20 protein-coding genes are annotated in these 20,883 nt (G+C 63.6%); 6 read left to right on the top strand and 14 right to left on the bottom strand.

Annotated features, from left to right (window positions below):
• Position 1: 1 nt before the first annotated feature.
• Positions 2-490, bottom strand: a complete 489-nt coding sequence (locus tag B3H47_RS08435) for a GNAT family N-acetyltransferase (protein WP_286986709.1) — start codon at positions 488-490, stop codon at positions 2-4.
• Between the two features lie 70 nt (positions 491-560).
• Entirely contained in the window at positions 561-965 is a 405-nt protein-coding gene (locus B3H47_RS08430) for a hypothetical protein (RefSeq protein ID WP_013122545.1), read from the bottom strand.
• Between the two features lie 164 nt (positions 966-1,129).
• Between B3H47_RS08430 and ptsP the strand changes: the two genes are divergently transcribed.
• From ptsP to B3H47_RS08405, 5 genes are all read left to right on the top strand, one after another.
• Positions 1,130-2,881, top strand: coding sequence for a phosphoenolpyruvate--protein phosphotransferase (gene ptsP / locus B3H47_RS08425; RefSeq protein WP_286730426.1), 1,752 nt, complete (start codon positions 1,130-1,132; stop codon positions 2,879-2,881).
• A gap of 76 nt (positions 2,882-2,957) precedes the next feature.
• Positions 2,958-4,520, top strand: coding sequence for a M48 family metalloprotease (locus B3H47_RS08420; protein WP_286730425.1), 1,563 nt, complete (start codon positions 2,958-2,960; stop codon positions 4,518-4,520).
• Between the two features lie 87 nt (positions 4,521-4,607).
• Positions 4,608-6,458, top strand: a complete 1,851-nt coding sequence (locus tag B3H47_RS08415) for an O-antigen ligase family protein (protein ID WP_286986708.1) — start codon at positions 4,608-4,610, stop codon at positions 6,456-6,458.
• 114 nt (positions 6,459-6,572) lie between these two features.
• Positions 6,573-7,325, top strand: a complete 753-nt coding sequence (locus tag B3H47_RS08410; protein WP_286986707.1) for an AzlC family ABC transporter permease — start codon at positions 6,573-6,575, stop codon at positions 7,323-7,325.
• Positions 7,326-7,338: 13 nt separating this feature from the next.
• Positions 7,339-7,665, top strand: a complete 327-nt coding sequence (locus B3H47_RS08405) for an AzlD domain-containing protein (protein WP_286986706.1) — start codon at positions 7,339-7,341, stop codon at positions 7,663-7,665.
• A 35-nt stretch (positions 7,666-7,700) separates the two neighbouring features.
• Here the strand turns inward: B3H47_RS08405 and B3H47_RS08400 are convergent, their stop codons facing one another.
• Positions 7,701-9,056 carry a sensor domain-containing diguanylate cyclase gene (locus B3H47_RS08400; RefSeq protein ID WP_286986705.1) on the bottom strand — a complete coding sequence of 452 codons (1,356 nt, stop codon included), beginning with the start codon at positions 9,054-9,056 and terminating at the stop codon, positions 7,701-7,703.
• 191 nt (positions 9,057-9,247) lie between these two features.
• Here B3H47_RS08400 and pyk point away from each other — a divergent pair, with 191 nt between their 5' ends.
• Positions 9,248-10,681 carry a pyruvate kinase gene (pyk, locus tag B3H47_RS08395; RefSeq protein ID WP_286986704.1) on the top strand — a complete coding sequence of 478 codons (1,434 nt, stop codon included), beginning with the start codon at positions 9,248-9,250 and terminating at the stop codon, positions 10,679-10,681.
• Positions 10,682-10,765: 84 nt separating this feature from the next.
• On the opposite strand, the gene B3H47_RS08390 is transcribed toward pyk, so the two are convergent.
• The 11 genes from B3H47_RS08390 to B3H47_RS08340 form a co-directional block, all read right to left on the bottom strand.
• On the bottom strand, positions 10,766-11,437 hold the full coding sequence (locus B3H47_RS08390; protein WP_013105099.1) for an FHA domain-containing protein: 672 nt from the start codon (positions 11,435-11,437) through the stop codon (positions 10,766-10,768).
• Between the two features lie 54 nt (positions 11,438-11,491).
• On the bottom strand, positions 11,492-12,262 hold the full coding sequence (locus tag B3H47_RS08385; RefSeq protein WP_286986703.1) for a Stp1/IreP family PP2C-type Ser/Thr phosphatase: 771 nt from the start codon (positions 12,260-12,262) through the stop codon (positions 11,492-11,494).
• Positions 12,263-12,270: 8 nt separating this feature from the next.
• On the bottom strand, positions 12,271-12,981 hold the full coding sequence (locus tag B3H47_RS08380) for a TerC family protein (protein WP_013105097.1): 711 nt from the start codon (positions 12,979-12,981) through the stop codon (positions 12,271-12,273).
• Between the two features lie 97 nt (positions 12,982-13,078).
• Complete coding sequence (gene sucD, locus B3H47_RS08375) at positions 13,079-13,975, bottom strand: succinate--CoA ligase subunit alpha (protein ID WP_286986702.1); 897 nt, start codon at positions 13,973-13,975, stop codon at positions 13,079-13,081.
• 28 nt (positions 13,976-14,003) lie between these two features.
• Positions 14,004-15,167: an ADP-forming succinate--CoA ligase subunit beta gene (gene sucC / locus B3H47_RS08370; RefSeq protein WP_286986701.1), complete on the bottom strand. Its 1,164-nt coding sequence runs from the start codon at positions 15,165-15,167 to the stop codon at positions 14,004-14,006.
• Positions 15,164-15,865: a DUF2889 domain-containing protein gene (locus B3H47_RS08365; protein WP_286986700.1), complete on the bottom strand. Its 702-nt coding sequence runs from the start codon at positions 15,863-15,865 to the stop codon at positions 15,164-15,166. Before B3H47_RS08365 ends, sucC begins: the two co-directional genes overlap by 4 nt.
• 61 nt (positions 15,866-15,926) lie before the next feature.
• Complete coding sequence (gene recX / locus B3H47_RS08360) at positions 15,927-16,391, bottom strand: recombination regulator RecX (RefSeq protein WP_286986699.1); 465 nt, start codon at positions 16,389-16,391, stop codon at positions 15,927-15,929.
• A gap of 10 nt (positions 16,392-16,401) precedes the next feature.
• Entirely contained in the window at positions 16,402-17,463 is a 1,062-nt protein-coding gene (gene recA / locus B3H47_RS08355; RefSeq protein WP_013105092.1) for a recombinase RecA, read from the bottom strand.
• A 141-nt stretch (positions 17,464-17,604) separates the two neighbouring features.
• Positions 17,605-18,315 carry an OmpW/AlkL family protein gene (locus B3H47_RS08350; protein WP_276728137.1) on the bottom strand — a complete coding sequence of 237 codons (711 nt, stop codon included), beginning with the start codon at positions 18,313-18,315 and terminating at the stop codon, positions 17,605-17,607.
• A 17-nt stretch (positions 18,316-18,332) separates the two neighbouring features.
• Positions 18,333-19,679 (bottom strand): SGNH/GDSL hydrolase family protein, encoded by a 1,347-nt coding sequence (locus B3H47_RS08345; protein ID WP_286986698.1) that lies wholly within the window; start codon positions 19,677-19,679, stop codon positions 18,333-18,335.
• Between the two features lie 199 nt (positions 19,680-19,878).
• On the bottom strand, positions 19,879-20,883 hold the full coding sequence (locus B3H47_RS08340; protein WP_013105089.1) for an L-threonylcarbamoyladenylate synthase: 1,005 nt from the start codon (positions 20,881-20,883) through the stop codon (positions 19,879-19,881).

Raw genomic sequence — 20,883 nt, 5'->3', positions numbered from 1 at the left:
ATCAAAGTTTTTTCTGCCAGAACTGAGCCCGGCCAAAGGCCGGGTCGAGCGCATAGGTCTCGAAGCCGAAGCGCCGATAACTGGCAATGGCCGAAGCGTTGCCGTCGAGCACTTCCAGGGTGAGCTTGCCGCAGCCGCGAAGGCGCGCTGCGTCTTCCACCCGCTGCAAAAGGCGGCGCGACAGACCCTGGCCGCGGTAGTCGGGCTCGACGTAAACGTCGTGCACATTCATCAGCGGTAGCGCCATGAACGTGGAAAAGCCCTCGAAGCAGTTGATGAGCGCAATGGGAGTGGCGCCGTCGAACGCGAGTACGCCAAAATAATCGGCGCGTTCGCGCAGTCGCTGCACCAGCACGGCCTTGACCTCGGGAGCGAGGTCTTCGCCGCCCCCCATCGGATCGCGGGCGTAGCGGGAAATGAGTTCCAGCAGCGCGTGGGCATGCTCAGGAAGGGACAAATCGACATCGACAAGGGTGATCACGCTGCACATCTCCAATGAAAACGGGGCGCCTTCGCGACGCCCCGTGTTGGCAGAAATGGTAGCGCGAGGCCGGTTCAGCTTATTTTTTGATGTCGCCGCAAGCCACGTATTTCTTCAGGTCCTGCGCGCTTTCATGCACGTTGATGGCCATGGGCTCCTTGAACAGATCGTCCATGCTCACGGACGGCAGCTTGGTGACCGACTTGCCGTCCACCACGTTTTCCAGCGGATACTTGGGAACCGGGTTGAGGTTGGCGCAGGTGCCGGGGTGGATATGGTCGGGCTGCGCCACGCCTTTGGGTCCGCCCTTGATATGGACGGTGACTTCGATGCCCTTGCCCATGGGCTTGATCAGGGCGTAGCCGGTTTCACCGGAATTGTTCTGGGCGGCAAGCTCGATCTTCAGTTCGTGCGGCATGGTGGAGGCAAAGGCCGGTGCGGCAGCAAAGCCGAGCAGGGCCAGGGAGAGTGCAAGTTTGTGCATGGTGAACTCCAGAGAAAAGGGCATTGATCAGGGAAAACACCGCGCGCTCTGCGGCGCAAAAGTGCTTTACGAAGCTTAATGAGCCGCGCATCTCCATGCTGGCCCGTCTGGTATTGCGTGGCGCAGGGTGTTTTGCGCCGCCGCGCCGCCGTTACCATCGCCGCATGGCTCTTCAACTGTTTGGTATTCCGGTTTCTCGCGGCATGGCCATCGGGCGTGCCGTCATCCTCGCTTCGGCCCGGTTGGACGTGGCGCATTACTTCGTCGACCCCGGCACGGAAGAGGCGGAAATTGAGCGCCTGCGCGCCGCGCGCCGTGCCGTGCGCGCCGAACTCGACACCCTCAAGGCGGATCTGCCCCCCGATGCCCCGGCCGAAATGGCCGCGTTCATCGATGTGCACAAAATGCTGCTCGATGATCGGCAGATGGCGCTCGACACCATCACCTGGATACGCCAGCGCCGCTACAACGCCGAGTGGGCGCTCACCGCCCAGCTCGACGTCATTTCGCGCAATTTCGAGGAAATGGACGACACCTATCTGCGCGAACGCATCGCCGACGTCGAGCAGGTGGTCGAACGCGTGCTGCGCGCCCTTCGCGGCAGCGCGGGGCTGGCCCGCTCGGCCAGCGGCAACGGCGATCTGGTGCTCATCGCCCATGACATCGCCCCGGCCGACATGCTGCAGTTCAAGACCGGGGTGTTCCGCGGCTTCGTCACCGATGTGGGCGGCAAAACTTCGCATACCGCCATCGTCGCCCGCAGTCTGGATATTCCCGCCGTGGTGGGCGCGCGCTCGGCCGGCAGCCTGATCCGCCAGGACGATCTGGTCATCATCGACGGCGACAGCGGGCTGCTCATCGTCGATCCGTCACCCGTCATCCTCGAAGACTACCGCCTGCGCCAGCAGGAATCGCAGCTCGCCCGCGAACGGCTCAAGCGCCTGAAATTCACCCCGGCGCGCACCCTCAACGCCGAGCCGGTGGAGTTGCTCGCCAACATCGAGCAGCCCGAAGACTGCGCGCCCGCGCTTGAAGCCGGTGCGATGGGGGTGGGCCTGTTCCGCACGGAATTCCTGTTCATGAATCGTGGCGACCATCTGCCCGGCGAAGACGAGCAGTACGCCGCGTACAGCCGCGTGATGCAGGCCATGCAGGGCAAGCCGGTCACCATCCGCACCATCGATATCGGCTCGGACAAACCGCTCGACGCCGAAGACTATCGCGACGGCGAGTTCACCCACCTCAACCCGGCGCTGGGGCTGCGCGCCATTCGCTACAGCCTGTCCGACCCGGCGATGTTCCGCATGCAGTTGCGCGCCTTGCTGCGCGCCGCCGCGCTCGGGCCGCTGAAGGTGCTCATCCCCATGGTGGCCCACGCCAGCGAAATCCGCCAGACCCTTGCCGAACTCAACAAGGCCCGCGCCGAACTCGATGCCAAGGGCGTTTCATACGGCCCGGTGGAACTGGGCGCAATGATCGAAGTGCCGGGCGCAGCCTTGGCGCTGCCCTTGTTCCTGCGGCATTTCGACTTCCTGTCGGTCGGCACCAACGACCTGGTGCAATACACCCTGGCGATCGACCGCGCGGATGAGAGCGTCTCCAACCTCTACGATCCGCTGCATCCCGCAGTGCTCAACCTGCTGGCGCAGATCATCACCCAGACCCGTGCTGCGGCCGCCTGGAAGGGCCGACCGGTGGAAGTGAGCGTGTGCGGCGAAATGGCCGGCGACCCGAGCATGACCCGCCTGCTGCTGGGCATGGGCCTACGCAGTTTTTCCATGCATCCGTCGCAGATCCTCGCGGTCAAGCAAGAAGTGCTGCGCGCCGACCCCGACAAGCTCGCGCCGCTGGTACAGACCGTGCTGTCGAGCTTCGAGCCCGAAGAACTGAAGGCGGCACTGGCGGCGTTGGGCTAAAGACTTGCGGGAACCTGTCGAGCCAGGGCCAGTCTTCACCTGCAGACCTCCTGACGCCCTTTTCTCCGACCGATCCGTGCGCTTCGCCTCGCCTCATTTCCGCCTACGCCGCCTGCGCCGCATCAGCCAGCAAGCCACCCTCTGCCTGCTCGGCGCCGCGCTATCTGGCGCGCCGGTTTGGGCGCAAGGCGCTGACACCCGCGCCCCCGGCTACGCCAGCAGCCTGCCGACCTTGGGAGACCCCGCGCAGGGCAGCCTGTCTTCGGTACAGGAAAAACGTCTGGGCGAAATCATCATGCGAGAAATGCGGCAGGAGCCCGACTACCTGCACGACAGCCTGCTGCGCGACTACCTCCAGGCCATCGTCGACCGCCTCACGCCCGCTGCCCGGCGCACCGCCGAGATGGAGGCGCCCGCGCACTTTCGCGTGTTTCTGCTGCGCGACCGCAGCTTCAACGCATTTGCCCTGCCCGGTGGCTGGATCGGGGTGCACACCGGGCTGATCATCGACGCGCAATCGCACGATCAAGTGGCGGCCGTGTTCGCCCATGAAATGTCGCACATTACCCAGCGACACATCGCCCAGCGGCTGGCGCAGATGGGCCGTGACAGGCTGCTGAGCATCGGCTCGCTGCTGCTGGCCGTCGCCGCCGCGAGCGCGGGGCAAGATCAGGCCGCGCAAGGTCTGGCGATGGGCGGGCAGGCCGCAGCCATCGACAGAGCCCTGCGTTTTTCGCGCAGCAACGAGCGCGACGCCGACCGCACCGGCGAAGAGGTGCTGGCGGAATCGGGCTATCCGCCGCAGGCCATGGCCAGCATGCTGCTACGGCTGCAAAACCTCTCCCGGCTCGACGACTCCGATGTGCTGGCCTTCCTGCAAACGCACCCGCTGACCAGCGAGCGCATCGCCGACGCCCAGGCACGCGGCGGCAACCATCCCCTGCCACCCGACCACGATCTGATGTTCTGGCTCATGCACGCCCGCGCCCGCGCGCTCACCCCAACCAAGCGCGACGCCATGCAGCGCGAGGAAAAGCGTTTCAGCGCCGACAAAGCCGCCTTCCCCGCCCAGCAGGCCGCCATCGCCTACGGTCAGGCCGTGTTGCTGCAAAGGCTGGGGCGGTTCGACGCCGCCGCGGCGGCGCTCACGCGGGCGCAAGCTGCAGTCGCCAGCGCCCCGGCCGCCGAGCGTCTGCCCCTCGATCTGCTGCAGGCCGAATTGCTGCTGGAGCATCAACCCGCGCAGGCCGCCGATGCAGCGCGTGCGCTTTACCGCCAGTTTCCGCAGTCCACTGCCGCCCGGCATCTGTTGGCGCGCTGCCTGCTGGCTTTGCCCGATAAAAAATCGGCGCGCGAGTTTCTGCGCCAGCAGACCGTGGCGCATCCACAAGACATCGTGCTGTGGCAAGACCAGGCCCGCGCCGAGGCCGCCCTGGGCGCCTTTGCGGCGCAACACCGCGCCACGGCCGAGGCTTACGCCCTGCAAGGAAAAACCGAAGCGGCCATCGAACAACTGCACATTGCGCAGCGCACGCCGGGGGCGGATTACTTCGAGGCATCGATCATCAACGCCCGTCTGCGCGCCCTCGAACAAGCGCACGCGCAGCAGGTACAGATCGACAAGGCGCTGCCGCAGTGAACGCCGCGCCGGAGCAATCGAATCTGCCGCGCAAGGATAATGCCACGCATGGCTGCGCCTTCACCGACATCCCCTGCCCCGACCTCCGTGTCTGACCGATTCCCGCTATCGCAATCGCTTGCCCTTGGCCTGCTGGGGCTGGCCATGTCGCTGCCGCTGATCTGGCCTTTCGATCCGGGCGTGGTGGCCAAGATGGGCACCACGCTGGTTGCCGCCGCGCTCTGGGCCGCGGTGTTTCTCGCCGCAGCCTGGAGCGGCCTGAGGCCGCGCTTCGGCCTGGCGGCGCTCGGCTTTGGCGTGGCCGCTGCCGTGGTCGGCCTGCAGACGCTCAGCGGGCAACTCGCCTACGCCAGCCAGGGCGCCATTACCGTGGCAGTGTTGTTGAGCGCGGCGCTGATCGCCGGGCTGGGCAACGCCGCCGTGCGGCGCACCAGCCGCCCGGGCGCGGGCGTGGTCGAACACCCCTGGCTCGACGTGGCCGCGGCCGGACTGCTGCTGCAAGGGGTGATTCAGGTGGTGTTCGGACTGGTGCAGTTCGCCCTCTGGCAGATGCCGTCGCTGGCCTCCTGGCTGGCGGCGCATGCACCGCTGTACGCCGACCTCATCAGCTACCCCTCGACCGGGCGGGTGTTCGGCAATCTGCGGCAACCCAATCATTACGCCACCGCCGTCGCGCTCGGCCTGGCCGGGCTGGCCTGGTGGGCGCCGCGATTGCGCGTGAGCGTGGTCTGGGCCGCCGTCATCGGCATGAGCTGGGCGCTGGTGGTCTGCGGCTCGCGCACGGGCATGGTGCAGGCGGTCGTCGCCGCCATTCTGGTGCTGATCGCGGTGCGCGGAGCCTGGCGCGATCCACGCTGGGCGGCGCTGGTGGCGGTGCCGGTGCTGTATGCGCTGTGGTGGTTGGCGTTGCGCGAAGCCGATCACCTCGGCTGGATCAGCTTTCTCGATGCCGTGACGCGCCAGCTCGACCAGCCCGTCAATGCCCGCGCGCTGATCTGGCGCAACGCGTGGCAGGTGTTCGAGCATCTGCCCTGGTTCGGCGCGGGCTGGGGGCAATTGGGCTGGGGGCTGCAACACGCGGCCATTCATCATGCCCTGCACCCACTGCCGCTGGACAATATCGACAACGCCCATGATCTCATTCTGCAACTGCTGGCGGAAACCGGGCTGGTAGGCACCCTGCCGATTGTGATCGTCGCCCTGGCCTGGCTGTGGCGCTCGGCCCGGGGCTGGATGCAACAGGGCCGCGCCGCACCGAACGACGCCTCGCCCATCGCCCTCACCGCCTGGATGGGCGTGGCGTTTCTGGGCCTGCACAGCTTGGTCGAATATCCCCTGTGGTATCTGTATTTCCTCTGGGTGTTTGCTTTTCTTGCAGGCTGGATGGACGGGTTCGGCCGCGGCGAAGTGGCCCCAGTCGCTCTAACCTTACCCCGCCCTGCGGCACTCGCCGTGGGCGCGCTGGCCGTTGCACTGGTCGCCAAGGCGGGCTACGACTACAACCTCACCAACACGGCGTACTCCGCAGATCGCGTTGAGGCCGCTGCGGCCATCCGGCAGGCTCAGCGCAGCGATCTGTTCTTCCGGCCGCTGATCGGATTTGCCGTGGCCAGCAGCCTTCAGGTGCGCGCCGCCGACTCTCACGCCGAACTGCTGCGCGAGCAGGCCGAGATCGACCGCGTCAGCCATGCCTATGGCGATCCCAATCTGCTGATCCGGCGCATCCTGCTGCTCAGCCGCCTCGGCCATGCCCAGCAGGCGCTGGCGCTGGCGCGCTACACCGCCAGTTCGTTCTGGCTGTATGCCCCCGGACTGGTCAAGCAGTTCCCCGCGCAAGCCGCGCAGGCCGGTCTGTCTGCAGCGCAAACCGCACCCTTGCTCGAAGCCTTGAAGCAAGCCCCCGTGCTGCGACGGGTTGTCGTACCGATCAATCACTGAACTCACCTCCCGCTGCACGCGGGAGGTGTACAGGATTTGTCACAACGATCACCGCGCCGCTTGTCGAGGTCTTTTGATGCGGCGCAAAATAGACACTTACTCTGACGATTTCCCATGCCTTCCCTCGCCCACGTACAGTCGATGTTGACCCAACCCGCCTTTCGGGAGGGGGTGCGCGATATGCGCGCCGTGTCTCTGGGCATCGCCGCCTGGGGATTGGTGACGGGCGTCGCCATGGTGAAGTCGGGGCTCAGCGTGCAACTGGCGCTGGCCATCAGCCTGTTCGTGTTTGCGGGCAGCGCCCAGCTCGCCGCGCTGCCGCTAATCGCAGCCGGAGCGCCGCTCTGGCTGATTCTGGGCACCGCGTTTTGCGTCAATCTGCGTTTTGTCGTCTTCAGCGCGCAAATGCGCCCCTACTTCGAGCAAGTACCGCGGTGGCGCCGTCTGGCCTACGGCTACCTGATCGGCGACCTGAACCAGGTGCTGATGATCCGGCGCCACCCCCACCCCACCCACGATCCGCAGCAGACGCAATACTTTCTCGGCGTGTCGCTGACCAACTGGGTCGCCTGGCAGATTCCCTCGCTGCTCGGCATTGCGATGGCACAGCACATTCCCGGCAGTTGGGGGCTGGCGTTTGCCGGCACGTTGGCGCTGCTGGGCATCGTGCTCTCGCTGCTGGCCGACCGCACGATAGCCGGGGTGATCATCGTCGCCTCGGCCTTGAGTGCGCTGTTGTTCTGGCTGCCGCTACGGCTCAATCTGGTGGCAGCCATCGTCGGTGCGCTGATCGTGGGCATGGCGTGGGAAGCCTGGAGCAGCCGCCAGCTCACCGCGAGCGCTGTGCTCGACGGCACCAAACCTTGAGAATCGAGCGGCCATGACCTTGTTCCAGCAGATCGCCCTCGTGGTCGGCATGACGGCCGTCACGGTGCTGAGCCGCAATCTGTTTTTGCTCTCTCGCAAAGCCATGCCCTTGCCTGCGCGCGTCAAGATCGCCCTGCGCTTCGCCCCCGCAGCAGCGCTGGCCGCCGTTGTTGCGCCCGAGTTGTTTTTACTCACCCCGCTCGGGCCGCCCTGGGTGAAACTGGGCGCCGCCGTCATTGCGGCGGGCTATTTTTTCGCACGCCGGGGCATTCTGGGCACCATACTCAGCGGCATGGTCACCTATTGGGCTTTGAGCTGGATCAGCCACACCTGGGCTTGAGAACAACGGCGGGCAAGGTTTGCTTGCGCTTCGTATTACGGGTGATGTGGTGCGAGGTCGGCTCCACCGATGTGTCGGTGACACAGGTTCCAGCGATTTTTACCCTGCTGTTTTGCCACATACATGGCGTCATCGGCGCGTTGCAGCAACTCGAAGCTGCTGCGCGCGTGCGTGGGAGCGGCCGCCACACCGATACTGGCCGTCACCCGCATGCCTGAGAGCAGGTCGTAGCCAGCCGCCGCGCAGACCTCGACGAGCTTGGCCGCGAGCGACTGCGCGGCCGACAGATCGGCCACGGCGCTAAGCGCAACGAATTCATCGCCGCCGATGCGGCCTATGGCGTCGTCGCGCCGCAGCACGTCCTGCATGGCGTGCGCCACCTGCACCAGCAAACGGTCGCCGCGCACATGGCCGAGGCGGTCGTTGATCTGCTTGAAGCCGTCGAGATCGATGAAGCACAGAGCGAGCATGTCGTCGCGGGTGCGTCGCGCCAGCGCGGTATCGAGACGCTCCATGATGGCGCGGCGGGTGAGCACCCCTGTCAGCGCGTCGCGCTCGGCGCGGTGCAGCAGCCGGGCGTGGGTGTCGATCTGGTGGGTGATGTCGCGCACGAAGGTCAACAGCGAAACCACGCGCCCTTCCTCGTCGCGCAGCGCCGACAACGTCCATTCCACCCAGATCCGCCGCCGGTCCTTGCGAATGTATTGCGCCTGTTCTACCCAGTTGTCGATCTCTCCGCGCAGCAAACGCTCATAGACCGCCAGAGTGCGCGCACGCTCCTCCTCGGGCACCCCCATAGCCAAGCGATGCGTGCCCAGGCGTTCGGCCTCGGAGTAGCCCAGAATGGCCTCGGCCGAACGCGACCAGCGCGTGACGATGAGTTCGGCGTTGCTCTCGATCACGCCCCAGGGCAGATTGTCCAGCGCCTGTTCGAGCAACCAGTTCGAGCGTTTGAGCGCCATCGCGGCGGTGACGTCGTCGTGCACATCGTGCGCAATGGTGTAAATGGCCTCGATGCGCCCGCCCATGCCCCGCTCGGGAAACACCTGGATGCGCGCCCAGCGTGGCGGATCGAGATGCCGAAGCAGGCGCAGGTAATCGGCCTGCTGGCCCGCAAAACCCCGCTCGAACGCGGGCTGCGCCGCAGTCCAGGCCTCATCGCCGTAAAGCTCTTTGAGCGTTCTGCCGCGCAGTTGGTCAGGATTTCGCCGCGCCCAGCTCACATAGGGCGGATTGAAAAAGGTCAGCCGCCCGTCGGCGTCCCAGCGGCCTATGGGCAGATCGACCGCTTCGAGCAGACTTCTGACTTCCGGCACGGCGGCCAGTCCGGGCAAAAGCTCTACCCCGGGCATCGGGGCCGGGTTGGGCTCGGGCTGAAAGGAGTCGCTCATGGAGGAAGACAAGTGAGGTGTCGGGATTTTCAGAGTGCGCCGGGTGAGCCGGGTCAACTAGGCTGACGAGATTCTGACTGCTGGCGCGAAGTCGTCAAGAGCACGCTCTACACTACACCCCGGTTTCCTGTGAGGGATTCCACATTTTCACTGATCGCATTATTTTGCCTATCCCCAATATCCCGCTACCCATGTCCCGCGCCACCAAAATCGTTGCCACCATCGGCCCTGCAAGCTCCTCGCCAGACATCCTCGAACGCATGCTCGCGGCCGGGGTCGATGTCGTTCGGCTCAATTTTTCTCATGGCAAGGCGCAAGACCATATCGACCGCGCCCAACTCATCCGCGAAACGGCCACCCGCCTGGGCAAGTCCGTTGCCATCATGGCCGATCTGCAAGGCCCGAAAATTCGGGTGGGCCGGTTCAAGGACGGCAAGGTCATGCTGCAACCCGGACAGAAATTCACGCTCGACGCCACCTGCGAAATCGGCGATGAGACCCGCTGCGGCCTGGACTACAAAGACCTGCCGCGCGACGTACACGCGGGCGACCGTCTGCTGCTCAACGACGGTCTCATCGTGCTCACCGTCGAGAGAGTGAGCGGGGATCAAATCCACACCGTCGTCACCATCGGCGGCGAACTGTCGAACAACAAGGGCATCAACAAACAGGGCGGCGGTCTGTCGGCCCCGGCCCTCACCGCCAAGGACATGGAGGACATTCGTACCGCGATGTCCTTCCAGGCCGACTATCTGGCCGTGTCCTTTCCCAAAAACGCCACCGACATGGAGCTGGCGCGGCAACTCGCCAACGTCGCCGGCGAGCCCTACCACCACAAGCCCGCGCTCATCGCCAAGATCGAGCGGGTCGAGGCAATTCCGGCGTTGGCGGAAATTCTGCGAGCCTCCGACGGCATCATGGTGGCGCGCGGCGACCTCGCAGTGGAAGTCGGCAATCCCGCCGTGCCCGCGCTGCAAAAACGCATGATCCGCATGGCGCGCGAAATGGATCGTGTGGTGATCACCGCCACGCAGATGATGGAGTCGATGATCGTCAACGCCGTGCCCACCCGCGCCGAAGTGTCCGACGTCGCCAACGCGGTGCTCGACGGCACTGACGCGGTCATGCTGTCGGCGGAAACGGCGGCCGGCAAGTACCCGGTGGAGACGGTAGAGGCGATGGCCAGCATCTGCGAGGCGGCGGAAACCTACGAAGAGGTCAAGCTCGAACACGACTTCGTCAACAAGCAGTTCACCCGCATCGACCAGTCGATCGCCATGGCTGCGCTGTTCACCGCGCACCACCTCGGCTGCAAGGCCATTGTGGCGCTGACCGAATCAGGCTCCACCGCGCTGTGGATGAGCCGCCACCGTGTCAATGTGCCGATTTATGCGCTGTCGCGCAGCGAAACCTCAGTGCGACGCATGGCGCTGTATCGCAATGTGCGCCCGATGCTGCTGAGCTTCAGCACCACCGACCGCGACGCCCTGCTCAACCAGGCCGAAGCCCGGTTGATCGAGAAAAACGCCGTGGCCTCCGGCGACAGCTACGCCATCACCTGCGGCGAGCCGATCGGCACGGCGGGTGGCACCAATATGCTCAAGGTCATGCGCGTGCCTCGCTAAACAGCCCGCTGCAGAAAAACGCCCGCATCGACCGAAGGCTTTGCGGGCGTTTTGCTTTGAGCGCTCCCCAAAGCCAAGCAGTGCTCAGACCTGCAGAAACTGCAACTGAATGCCGGTGAGGTTGATCACATCGCCGGAGCGCAGCACCACCGGCATGAGGCCGAGCGAGACGCCATTGACCTGCGCCCGCTTTTCGCCTTCGACCTGCACCAGTTCGTAGCCGCGCGGCTTGTGCATCACGCTGACCACCAGGGTGCCGCGCTGGCCGAAGGTGGTCTGCTCCTTGCTGAGCAGAATTTCCCGCCCTGCCGCATCCCCGCTGAGCACCTTGATCTTGTAGCTGCGCTCGGCATCTCCCGCCCGGGTGCGCGAATCCGAAAAACCCGAATTACCGAAACGGGAATTGCCAAACCCGGTAGTGGCGCCAAAACGTGACGGGCCGAAGGTGGTCTGACGCGTATCGGACAACAGCCGCAGGCTGTACTTGCCGATATCGACCGTGTCGCCTTCGCGGAAGGGGCTGGACTTGATGGGCGCGCCGTTCAGATAGGTGCCGTTGGTGCTGCCCAGGTCTTGAATGGTGTAGCTCTCGGCATCCGTTCCGCTATCGCGCAGTAACACGGCGTGCTCACCGCTGACCGCCAGGTTGTCGATGACCACATCGTTGTACGGACGACGCCCGAGCGTCGTGCGGTCTTTGCTGAGCACGACCTCTTTCAAAACTTTGCCATCCAGGGTAATCACGAGTTTGGCCACGATTTGAAGTCCGTTTAATGAGTCAGATCAAAATAGAAAAACGCATCGGCTGAGTCAGCGCACAGTCACCAGAATGACGGAAACATTGTCACGCCCGCCAGCCACATTAGCGTCATCCACCAGCTGGCGCGCAGCCGCCGCAGGATGTTCAGCATATTGCCGCAATATGTTTTCAATTTTGGCATCTGTCAACATATCGTTCAAGCCATCCGAACACAGAAGCAACAAATCCCCCGTCATCATGGGATGCATGGCGACATCCGGGTCGAGCCGGGCATCCACGCCTAGCGCCCGCGTCACCAGATTTTTGCCGCCTATCGTTTCCGCGTCCTCGGGCAGAATCAGCCCCATGTCGATCTGCTCCTGCAGGGCCGAGTGGTCGTGCGTGAGCAGGCGCAGTTGATTCTGCCGCAGCAGATAAGCGCGAGAATCCCCTGCATGGGCGATCACCGCCACATTTCCAGTAAACGCCACGGCAACCAGCGTGGCGCCCATCCCGGCATACTGCGCATTGCTGCGCGCGGCCCGCAGAATCTCGGCGTTGACATGGCGCACCGCAAAACGAAGTTCGGTGGACAGATCGAGCGCAGTCACCTTCGGATAGTCAGCCTTCAGGCGGGAAATACGCGCGCAAATCTGCGCCGTCGCCATGCCGCTGGCTACCTCTCCAGCAGCGTAGCCCCCCATGCCATCGGCCAGCACGGCAACCTGCGCCAGGGCATCGAACGCCACCGCGTCTTCGTTGTGCTCACGCACCCGCCCCGTATGGGTGAGGCTGATCATTTCATACTGCAGGGCGGGGCTGGAACTGGGTGTCTTAGCCATGATGGTGCTCATGCCGCAGAAGCCGAGGGGCGGCGATAAATCAGCTTTGCCACGGCCCACACCACGATGGCGCCGATCAGCCCGGCAATTTTTTCTGCGTAGGCCGCCCAGGGCAGCGCTTCAACCCAGTGCTCCACTGCAGGATCGGTGACCAGCAGGCCACCGGCAATCCAGCCCAGCAGCATGGCCCCGAGGGTGATCACCACCGGAAAGCGCTGCATCAGGCGGATGACCAACTGGCTGCCCCAGACGATGATGGGCACGCTCAGCAGCAGACCAAACACCACCAGCAGCATGCTGTGCTGCTCCCCGGCGTTTTGCGCGGCTCCGGCAATGGCGATGACGTTGTCCAGGCTCATCACGAAGTCGGCGATGATCACGGTCTTGACCGCAGCCCACAGCTTGTCTGCCGCCTGCACATCGCCGTGCCCTTCTTCCTCTTGCGGAGCGAGCAGCTTGATGCCGATCCAAAACAGCAGCAATGCACCGACAATCTTGAGCAAAGGCAGCTTGAGCAGGGTCAGCGCGAAAAAAATCAACACCACACGCAGCACGATGGCGCCCGCGGTACCCCAAAGAATGCCGAGCTTGCGTTGATGCGGCGGGAGCTTGCGCGTGGCCAATGCAATGACCACGGCGTTGTCTCCGCCCAGAAGAATGTCGATCAGAACGATCTGACCGATGGCCGTCAAGAACTCGACGGTGAGATAGTGTTCCATGCCGATGGCTGCCCCAGGAGGTATCGATGCAGTCCCATCGGGACTTGTCTTGCATCATACCGTTTGTAACCGGGGGCAGCCCCGGCGTTCGCATGGATCAGCGCAGGACTTGCTTGAGAAGTTTGCCCATTTCAGACGGATTGCGCGTCACGGTAAAGCCACATTCCTCCATGATGGCGAGCTTGGCATCGGCCGTGTCGGCCCCGCCGGAGATCAGCGCCCCGGCATGGCCCATGCGCTTGCCCGGAGGCGCGGTGACGCCCGCGATGAAACCGACCACCGGTTTTTTCATGTGGGCTTTGCACCAGCGCGCGGCCTCGGCTTCGTCAGAGCCGCCGATCTCGCCGATCATGATGACCGCATCGGTATCGGGGTCGTCGTTGAACGCCCGCATGATGTCGATGTGCTTGAGACCGTTGATCGGGTCGCCACCGATGCCCACCGCGCTGCTCTGGCCCAGCCCGAGTTCGGTGACCTGCGCCACCGCCTCGTAAGTGAGCGTGCCCGAGCGCGAGACGATGCCGATGCGACCCTTGCGGTGAATGTGTCCGGGCATGATGCCGATCTTGATTTCATCGGGCGTGATCAGACCGGGACAGTTCGGCCCGAGCAACAGGGTTTTCTTGCCACCGGACGCCTCCTTGGCCTTCATGCGGTTGCGCACCAGCAACATGTCCTTCACGGGAATGCCCTCGGTGATGCAGATCGCCAGATCGAGGTCGGCTTCCACAGCCTCCCATATGGCGGCAGCCGCGCCTGCCGGGGGCACATAGATGACGGAAACCGTGGCGCCCGTAGCCGCCCTGGCGTCGGCCACGGTGCCGTAAATGGGAATGCCCTCGAAGTCTTCGCCGGCCTTTTTGGGGTTGACGCCAGCGACGAAGCAGTTCTTGCCATTGGCATAGTCGCGGCACATGCGGGTATGAAACTGCCCTGTTTTGCCGGTGATGCCCTGGGTGATGACCTTGGTGTCTTGATTGATCAGGATAGCCATGTTGTCCTCTTGTTCTGTGGGGTGCGGCTCAGGCCTGCGCGGCATGAACGGCGGCTTGCGCCGCCTCGCCCATGGTGTTGGCGCTGATGATGGGCAGGCCGGAGTCGGCCAGCATCTTGCGCCCGATCTCTTCGTTGGTGCCCTTCATGCGCACCACCAGGGGCACGCTCAGGCCCACCGTGCGCGAGGCGGCAATGACGCCCTCGGCAATGGTGTCGCAGCGCATGATGCCGCCGAAGATGTTGACCAGGATCGCCTTGACATAGGGGTTGTGCAGCATGATCTTGAACGCCTCGGTCACCTTTTCGGTGGTGGCGCCGCCGCCCACATCGAGAAAGTTGGCGGGCGAGCCGCCGAACAGCTTGATGGTGTCCATCGTCGCCATCGCCAGCCCGGCGCCGTTGACCAGGCAGCCGATATTGCCGTCGAGCTGGATGTAGGCGAGGTCGAATTTGTGCGCCTGCACCTCGGCCGGGTCTTCCTCATCGAGATCGCGCAGCGCCTCGATTTCGGGGTGACGGAACAGGGCGTTGTCGTCGATGTTGAACTTGGCATCGAGCGCTTTTATCCTACCGTTTCCTTCCAGAATCAGCGGGTTGATTTCCACCAGCGAGGCGTCGGTGTCCATATAGCACTGGTAGAGCTTCTTGAACACGTCGATCGCCTGGGCCTGCGAGGCGAGCGGAATGCCGATGCCCGCGGCCAGTTCCAGCCCCTGTGCCTCTTGCAGGCCAACCAGCGGATCGACGAACACCTTGAGAATTTTCTCCGGCGTCTTGGCAGCGACCTCTTCAATGTCCATGCCGCCTTCGCTCGACGCCATGACGGCCACTTTTTGCGTGGCACGGTCGGTGAGCACGGCGACGTAATACTCTTTTTGAATGTCGGCGCCCTCCTCGATCAGCAGCCGTCGCACTTTCTGCCCCGCAGGGCCGGTTTGATGGGTGACGAGCTGCATCCCCAGGATTTGCAGGGATAGTTGCCGGACTTCGTCCAGCGTTCGCGCCAGCTTGACGCCACCGCCCTTGCCCCGCCCGCCAGCGTGAATCTGCGCCTTCACCACCCAGACCGGGCCGCCCAATTCCTGCGCTGCGGCGACGGCCTCATCGACGGAAAACGCGGGCTTGCCGCGCGGAACCGGCACACCGTGTACTCTTAATAGTTGCTTGGCCTGATATTCATGAATTTTCATGGCGTCTCGTCCTCGACTTGTGGTGCAGGCATTGTGCCTTCGGTGCGTTGCTGCGCAGTTTGCTGCGCCCAACGGGGATAAAACTCGGCGACTGCTGGACTGTCCAGCCGCAGGGCGTGGCAGCGGTTGAGCTGAAAAGGCATACCGGCGGCACGCTCCGTGTCTAAACGCCCCCTGGGTCGGCTCGCCGACCCGCCCCCCGAGGGGATCAAGAAAGCTTGGGGCGGCCCTGCGCTTTCTTGAGGCTCCGGCAAGGTAATCGTCGCCAGCCCGGCCAACCCTTGAATGGCTGCGGTCGGCAGCACTTGCGTCAATTCGGTGAGATGGGTGCAGCCCAGCACGCCGCCCAGGCGCTCGCGCACAGCGGAACGAAATCCGCGCAGCAGATTGAGGCCGATCAGCCGCCGGTAGGCGTCATCGTGATCGCCGCAGGTGTCGTAAGGGCTGAACAGAGTGTGCGAGCGGGCATCGACGATGTCGAGCGCGTCGTCGATGGTGACGATGAGTAACATGTCATGCACCGGAATGCCCGCCGGGCGGATCCGTTCGGACAGGGTGAGATCGCGCGTTTTCACGTCCCGCAATTCGGCCTGCAGATCCCACAAGCCATCCTCTCGCGCATAGACCTCGATACTGAGACTGCGGCGGTGAACCAGACGGCGATTGGGCGAAGACGGGGCGGCAGGAGTGTCGCGCATGGTGGATCAATTTTTGATGAAGCGCAAGAATCAGTGTAGCAGCCTGCTGCGGCGCAGCAAGTCAGTCGACGTCTTCCGTGCCCTCGCCGCGCAAAACCGCGCGGACGGCGTCCCCGCTGAAGCCACGTTGAGTCAAAAAACGAGCCTGTTTGGCCCGCTCGGCAGCGTCTTGCGGAAGCGCCTGGAATTTTCGCGCCCAAGCGGCTTGGGCGCGAGTCAGTTCGCTGTCTTTCAGGGACTGACGCAGATTTGCCGTGGCATCGGACGATAGGCCGTGCGCGTCGAGTTCTTGTGCGATGCGCAAATTGCCGTAGCGCTGCTGCCGCCGATGAATGAGCGACTGGGCAAAACGCTCACTGCTGAGCAGACCCGCCTGCTCCAGACTGGCGAGCAGGGCCTCGACCTCTTCGGGCGCCTCGCAATAGCGCAGCAGCTTGCGCCGCAGTTCCAACGGGCTGTGCTCCCGTTGCGAGAGATAGCGCACGGCCCGCGCTCGCAAAGAAGGCTGGGCGCGAGGCAGACTCATGGCAACGGACTCAGTCTTGCTCTTCCTCGGACATATCGGCCGTCATCAGCGCATTGGCCTCAGGCACGCCGAGGCTGGCGCGGACCTTGTTTTCGATCTCGCGGGCGATGTCGGGATTTGACTTGAGAAATTCGCGCGCGTTGTCCTTGCCCTGGCCGATTTTCTCGCCGTTGTAGGCATACCAGGAGCCGGACTTCTCCACCAGTTTGGCCAGCACCCCCAGGTCAACGATTTCGCCTTCACGCGAAATACCTTCGCCATAGAGGATGTCGAACTCCGCCTGTTTGAACGGCGGCGCCACCTTGTTCTTCACCACCTTCACCCGGGTTTCAGAGCCGACGACTTCTTCGCCCTTCTTGATGGCGCCGATGCGACGGATGTCTAGGCGCACCGAGGAGTAGAACTTGAGCGCGTTGCCGCCGGTCGTCGTTTCGGGATTGCCGAACATCACACCGATTTTCATGCGGATCTGGTTGATGAAAATGACCAGGCAGTTGGTGCGCTTGATGTTGGCGGTGAGCTTGCGTAGCGCCTGGCTCATCAGCCGGGCCTGCAGACCCGGCAGCGAATCGCCCATCTCGCCCTCGATTTCGGCCTTGGGCGTGAGCGCAGCCACCGAGTCGATCACGATCATGTCCACCGAGCCGGAGCGCACCAGCGCGTCGACGATTTCAAGCGCCTGCTCGCCGGTATCGGGCTGGGAAATCAGCAAATCGGGTAGTTGCACCCCGAGTTTGGAGGCGTATTGCACGTCGAGCGCATGCTCGGCATCGATGAAGGCGCAAGTGCCGCCGAGCTTCTGCATTTCGGCAATGACCTGCAGGGTGAGCGTGGTCTTGCCCGAGGACTCTGGCCCGTAGATTTCCACCACCCGGCCGCGCGGCAAGCCGCCTACGCCCAGGGCGATGTCCAGGCCCAGCGAGCCGGTGGACACCACCTGAATGTCGCGCTGCGCCTCGCCATCATCCATGCGCATGATGGTGCCCTTGCCGAACTGCTTTTCAATCTGCGACAGCGCGGCGGCAAGCGCCTTGGCTTTTTCTGGATTCACTGCGGATTTCCCCTGTTCCATGGCATGGTCCTCAAGTCTGAATAGCACTGCGCCGCAATGTAGCACAGCTGTATATAAAGACAGATTTTTTCTGCTTCCGGCGCCCCAAAAAAAGAGGGCCGAAGCCCCCCTCTTTCCAAAACTTGCAGCGTGAGCAAGCTTTTAAAAACTATAGCCCACTGCCAAGGTGTAGACCACCGGATTGAACTTGATGTTCGTCGACGCCTGGCTGGTGATGACCGAGCGATCCCGCGTGTATGAGGTGGAGGTCAGCGTGCTGCGCACATCCGAATAAGCAACGGTACTCACCAACGACCAACGCGAATTGAAGCGATAGATCAGACCAATGTGGGCGGCCCAGGTCAAATCGCTCGATAGATGGATATCGGTTGGCCCTTGCGCATGCTCAAGCGGCGGCAATGCCTTGGTGTTACGAAACCACGTGTAGTTGACGCCCAAGCCGACGAAGGGGTCCCACTTCGCCTCTTTTCCTCGAATGTGGAAGTTGATGAAGGCCGTTGGCGAGTACACATCCACATCGGTCACACCAACGCCACTGAGCGTGCGCCAGCCGCTGCCCTCTGCATAGGTGCGCACCGTGGGCGGATAACCCAGCGCCAGCTCGAAACTCCACGGCCCGGGTAGGTTGCGCACGTACCCTAAACCGAGAGTCGTGGCATTGCCCTCCGCCAAATTGAGATTGGGCGGGGTGTTGTAGCCGCTCAAATTCGGCTGGCTAGGATGGTTATTGAGATAGGCAGCGCCGACATAGATGATATTTTTCGGAAAATCATCGGCATGCGCGGTGGGCAGAAGAGCGAAGCTGGCGGCGGAAAAAATGCTGCCCAGTACAGTGCGTTGTAAGGCATTCATTGCTCGTCTCCTCGTTGTCATTGCGAAATCCAGCCAAAACCCTTCATCGCCTGCAATGTTGTGCTAGCAATGATTTTGTAACCAGCGGGTGTGGGGTGAACGGTATCGGCAAACAGCCATGTGCCCAAATTCGCCGCACTGGCGCCGGCGGCAGCATACGGGGTGTTGACGTTGCACAACAGAGAGCTCGTGGTCGCCGGGTTACACCAAGGGGTAGTCACGTTGGTGAAACCGAATTGCGCCGGATTGGTGACCTCCTGGTTGAGCAGGCTGTAGCCATCGAGCACCTTGACCGGCTGCCCCTGTAGATCGTTCAACAAACGCTGATTGAACACCTGCACCAAATTGGAAAGCAGATAGCAAGGCGCTCCCGTGTTGGTGTTGTCGCACACATAACCGGCAGGAGGCGTTTGCGGCGGCGTCAGACCGGTGTAGGGCAAACCGCGTCCGAATGGCGTCTGCGATGAGTCCGGCAAGGTGTAGACCATCACATACTTCGCCCCTTTGCTGGTGATGAGCTTGATTTGAGCAGCCAGTTCATCGGCCGCGGTCGCGACGGTGTTCTGCGCGTTACTGACTGCAGAAGTGGTTGCGGATTGCTGCGCCTGCGCTTGGATTTGCGCAATCTGCGCCTGCGTCAGATTGGGGTTTTGCTGCAGGGCGCTTGTGACTGCCTGCGTGACGGCTTGCGTCACTGTGGCGCTTACCGTACCCAGAGCCGTAAAAATGTCGTTATTGCCCGCCAGCACGGTGACCAACTGATTGCTGTTGAAACTGCCATTGAACTGCGCGAGATAATTTTGCACTTGTGCGGTGACCGGCAGGGTCAAAGCCCCGCCGCTGTGGCCGATGCCATTCGCGTTGCTCACCATGGAACCGCCCTGAGCAAAATTGGTGCAAGTGGCTTGCCCGGAAGAAGGCGGCGCGCTGAAAGCACAGAACGTAGGCGTCGAGGTCGGCCCGGTCGCTCCGAGATACATCACGCCGGAGGGGGTGCCATAGCCAATCACATTAGGCGTCAAACCCAGTTTCAGGCTGGAGGCCAGAACCCCCGTCCAGTTGCCGGTGGTATCGCCATTGACGGTGAACTGCCCTCCTGCGGGATAGGGCAAGCCGGTAAACGGCACGGTTGCGCCATAGGTGCTGACCGCCGCCAAGGTGTACGCACCGTCGTCGGACAAACTATCGCCAAACGCCACAATCTGCTTGAACCCGCCGCTCGGCGGCGCGGCCGGCGCCGTGCTGGCCGAATTCACACTCGCCACGGAGGCCAGCGAGGGCGGAGAAGGATTTCCGCCGCCGCCGCAACCTGCCAAGCCCAAGGCACTGGCCAAGGCCAGCGCAATCCAGACACGATTCCGCATGAACATCTCCTCAAACATTGTTGTATGCCTGCTGGCCTGCAGGCGGGCGGGTCAAAAAAAGAACGACCGTTCGCTTTAGCGTAGCCGAAGGAAAATGGCGTCGCAAGAGTGGTACTGCGCATTTGCCACAGGTTTGCCGATTTGCAACAAAAGGATACATGTTCGCCTTTTGTGGCGAACCACCCGCTCTTGCAGGACGTCAGCGACCCGAGCCATGCACTGCGCGCGTCAGCCGGTCGCGCAGCGCCAGCCACGCAGGCGATGGCGGCAAGACTTCAACGCAAATCTCCTCGAGCCCTGCCGCATCTAGTCTGCGTAAAACAGCGTAAAGCTGTTGCGCATAGGCAGCAGGATCGGCAGGCAGCGTGACCCATGAGGGATGGGGCGCAAGTGGCTGCGGCGGGAATGCCAGCACCCCGATGCGCCGCCCCGCGCTCGTGCCAATCTCCCAGCGTGCATTGATTTGCTCGCGTGAACACCACTGCAGCGGTGTGCGCGGGGCGTAATGCGCCGGCAGCACGCCCGCCACACGCGGGGCAGATTCTGCCGGGCGCAGCAAGTCGGCCTCGGCCACGCCCAGGGTTTGCGCGATGTCAGCCGCCTGCAACTGCCCCGGGCGCAGGATGCGCGGCGGTTGCGCGGTGCAATCGACGATGGTGCTCTCGATGCCCACGGCGCAGGCGCCGCCGTCGAGCACCAGCAGGTCGTCGCCGAGTTCTGCATGCACATGCGCCGCCGTGGTGGGGCTGATGCGGCCGAAGCGGTTGGCCGACGGCGCCGCCAACCCGCCCTGCCCGCCTTTGAAAATCGCCAGCACGGCCTGGGCGACGGGATGGGAGGGGCAGCGCAGACCGATGGTGTTCTGTCCACCGGCGCAGGCGTCGGCCACGCCGGGTTTGCGCGGCAGAATCAAGGTGAGCGGCCCGGGCCAGAAGGCGGCGGCAAGTTTGCGCGCGGTTTCAGGCACTTCGGACGCCCAATGCCCCAGATCGGCGGCGCGGTGGATATGCACGATCACGGGGTGGTCGGCAGGCCGCCCCTTCGCGGCATAGATTCTGGCGACGGCCTGCACGTTCTCGGCGTCGGCGGCCAGGCCGTAAACGGTTTCAGTCGGCAGACCGACCAGTTCGCCCGCCTCCAGACGCCGCACGGCCTCGATGATCTCGCGCGGACGCACTTGGGCGTCGGTGTTCACCTCGCTCAC

It is taken from the genome of Thiomonas sp. UBA7699, from assembly GCF_002482605.1.
Taxonomy (GTDB): Bacteria; Pseudomonadota; Gammaproteobacteria; order Burkholderiales; family Burkholderiaceae_C; genus Thiomonas; species Thiomonas arsenitoxydans.
The sequence above is the reverse complement of the archived record's forward strand: the minus strand, read 5'-3'. Positions and strand labels throughout refer to the sequence as shown.

Bases quoted from the DNA above. Each gene is read 5' to 3' on its own strand.
- B3H47_RS08350 (WP_276728137.1), bottom strand. From the start codon at position 18,315: ATGAATGCCTTACAACGCACTGTACTGGGCAGCATTTTTTCCGCCGCC.
- pyk (WP_286986704.1), top strand. From the start codon at position 9,248: ATGTCCCGCGCCACCAAAATCGTTGCCACCATCGGCCCTGCAAGCTCC.
- recX (WP_286986699.1), bottom strand. From the start codon at position 16,391: ATGAGTCTGCCTCGCGCCCAGCCTTCTTTGCGAGCGCGGGCCGTGCGC.
- B3H47_RS08365 (WP_286986700.1), bottom strand. From the start codon at position 15,865: ATGCGCGACACTCCTGCCGCCCCGTCTTCGCCCAATCGCCGTCTGGTT.
- ptsP (WP_286730426.1), top strand. From the start codon at position 1,130: ATGGCTCTTCAACTGTTTGGTATTCCGGTTTCTCGCGGCATGGCCATC.
- B3H47_RS08405 (WP_286986706.1), top strand. From the start codon at position 7,339: ATGACCTTGTTCCAGCAGATCGCCCTCGTGGTCGGCATGACGGCCGTC.
- B3H47_RS08435 (WP_286986709.1), bottom strand. From the start codon at position 490: ATGTGCAGCGTGATCACCCTTGTCGATGTCGATTTGTCCCTTCCTGAG.
- B3H47_RS08380 (WP_013105097.1), bottom strand. From the start codon at position 12,981: ATGGAACACTATCTCACCGTCGAGTTCTTGACGGCCATCGGTCAGATC.
- B3H47_RS08385 (WP_286986703.1), bottom strand. From the start codon at position 12,262: ATGGCTAAGACACCCAGTTCCAGCCCCGCCCTGCAGTATGAAATGATC.
- B3H47_RS08430 (WP_013122545.1), bottom strand. From the start codon at position 965: ATGCACAAACTTGCACTCTCCCTGGCCCTGCTCGGCTTTGCTGCCGCA.
- B3H47_RS08410 (WP_286986707.1), top strand. From the start codon at position 6,573: ATGCCTTCCCTCGCCCACGTACAGTCGATGTTGACCCAACCCGCCTTT.
- B3H47_RS08400 (WP_286986705.1), bottom strand. From the start codon at position 9,056: ATGAGCGACTCCTTTCAGCCCGAGCCCAACCCGGCCCCGATGCCCGGG.
- sucC (WP_286986701.1), bottom strand. From the start codon at position 15,167: ATGAAAATTCATGAATATCAGGCCAAGCAACTATTAAGAGTACACGGT.
- recA (WP_013105092.1), bottom strand. From the start codon at position 17,463: ATGGAACAGGGGAAATCCGCAGTGAATCCAGAAAAAGCCAAGGCGCTT.
- B3H47_RS08345 (WP_286986698.1), bottom strand. From the start codon at position 19,679: ATGCGGAATCGTGTCTGGATTGCGCTGGCCTTGGCCAGTGCCTTGGGC.
- sucD (WP_286986702.1), bottom strand. From the start codon at position 13,975: ATGGCTATCCTGATCAATCAAGACACCAAGGTCATCACCCAGGGCATC.